The organism is Diaphorobacter sp. J5-51, assembly GCF_001023515.1.
GTDB classification, from domain to species: domain Bacteria; phylum Pseudomonadota; class Gammaproteobacteria; order Burkholderiales; family Burkholderiaceae_C; genus Diaphorobacter; species Diaphorobacter nitroreducens.
Genome location: NZ_JSYI01000044.1, coordinates 1 through 1,616, shown reverse-complemented (window position 1 = coordinate 1,616; position 1,616 = coordinate 1). Strand labels below are relative to the sequence as shown.

Below are 1,616 nucleotides of genomic sequence, written 5' to 3'. Positions count from 1 at the left end.
CTAGGAGCCTGTCGGACTTGAGCCCGAGCGAACCCACTAAATCGGTCTGGCGCGTGTTTTGAAGCGGGGCCGCGCTGATCGAGCGTTTTCTGCCGTTGCCGAGGCACCGCGAGGGCGCATCCCCCTCTGATCGCCTGGCTGTCGCATGATCGGGGCGCACTTGTGCCCCTGCATCCCTCATGCCCCGCGCAGCACATGCATGCGCTTGATGTTCCAGGCCATGGTCACCAAGCTCCATTCGCCCTGGGCCTTGGCCAGCCCGCGCATGCTCATCTGGCGCCAACCCATTACCCGCTTGATGATCCCAAACACCGGCTCGACCGTCTGCTTGCGCAGGCTGTACAGCGCTCGCCCAGCCTGTGTGCCCAGTCGATGCGCCATCTGCACCACCGCGTCCGTCGTCTGTGGCTCGGCTGAATCAGATGCAAAGCGCTCCAGCACGGGTGTGTGGTGCGCCTGCCTCTTGAGCGCCAGCAGCGGCAGGACCCCGGCTTTGTTGCAGGCCATCACGTTGGCCTCACTGAAGAAGCCGTTGTCCGTGATCAGCGACTGCACTTCACCCAGTTCTGAGGGCAGCGCCTGGATCTGCTCCAGCGTGGGCACCACTTCGCGCTTGTCGTTGCACGCCTGGCTCACATGCCGAGTGATCACCATCATTGTTTCGGTGTCCACGCCGGCCTGCACGTTGTAACTTTGCTCAAAGCCCCCACCCGAGACGGGCATGATGCGCGACTGTTCATCCGTGAGGTTGACTTGGTCGCCATCCTTGGGGCCAGCGTGCGGTGGCTCGGGGTCTTTGCCGCGCGGCTTCTTGCCGGCCGCGCGCTGAGCTTTGCGCTTTGCGGTCTTGGCCTCGTACTCCTGCTGCTCGCCTTGGTGGCGCTCGGCCGCGCGCTGCGCGATCTTGGCCTTGGCCCGTGCGATTGCGCTCAATCGGTCTTCACGCCGGGCAATCTCTGCCGGCACGTCCATCCCATCGGGAGCAGCTGCGCGATCACTGCTCTCGGCCAGCGCCAGCAGGGTTTGCACTTCCTGGCGCAACTGCGCTTCGATCTTGTTGGCATACCCCCAGGACAGTGCCTTGTGCTTGCTGGCGTTGGCGTTGATCTTGGTGCCGTCCAGCGCGATGTGGCCCAACTTGAGCAGCTTCATCTCGCGCGCCAGGACCAGCACCTGCACGAACAGCGCCTCTACCTCCTTCAAGAAGCGACGCCGGAATGTGGCCAGAGTATCGTGATCGGGGTGGGTGTTGGCCGCCACGTAGCGAAACGCCACCGAGTCATAGGTGGCGCGCTCGATCTTGCGGCTGGAGTGCACGCCGTTGGCGTAGCCGTAAATGAGCAGTCCCAGGAGCACGGCTGGGTGGTGCGCCGCCGAGCCCCGGCCCGCGTACTGGCGCACCAGATCGCTCAGATCGAGTTGCTCGATGACTTCGACGACAAAGCGCGCCAAGTGGTCATTGGGCAGCCATTCGTCCACCGACGGTGGTAACAGGTAGGCGGTGTCTCGATCTACGGGAACGAAGCGGCTCATCGGCGAGGTCTCGGTGGTTCGGAGCCGATTGTCTCGGATGGAGTCTCTGGGCGGAAGGTGGGAAAGTCCGACAGGCTCCTAGA

Annotated in this window: 1 protein-coding gene; it reads right to left on the bottom strand. The window is 63.9% G+C overall.

The window, feature by feature from the left end; all coding sequences use genetic code 11:
• Positions 1 to 177 precede the first annotated feature (177 nt).
• Entirely contained in the window at positions 178 to 1,533 is a 1,356-nt protein-coding gene (locus OX89_RS06820) for an IS1182 family transposase (RefSeq protein ID WP_047350049.1), read from the bottom strand.
• Positions 1,534 to 1,616 lie beyond the last annotated feature (83 nt).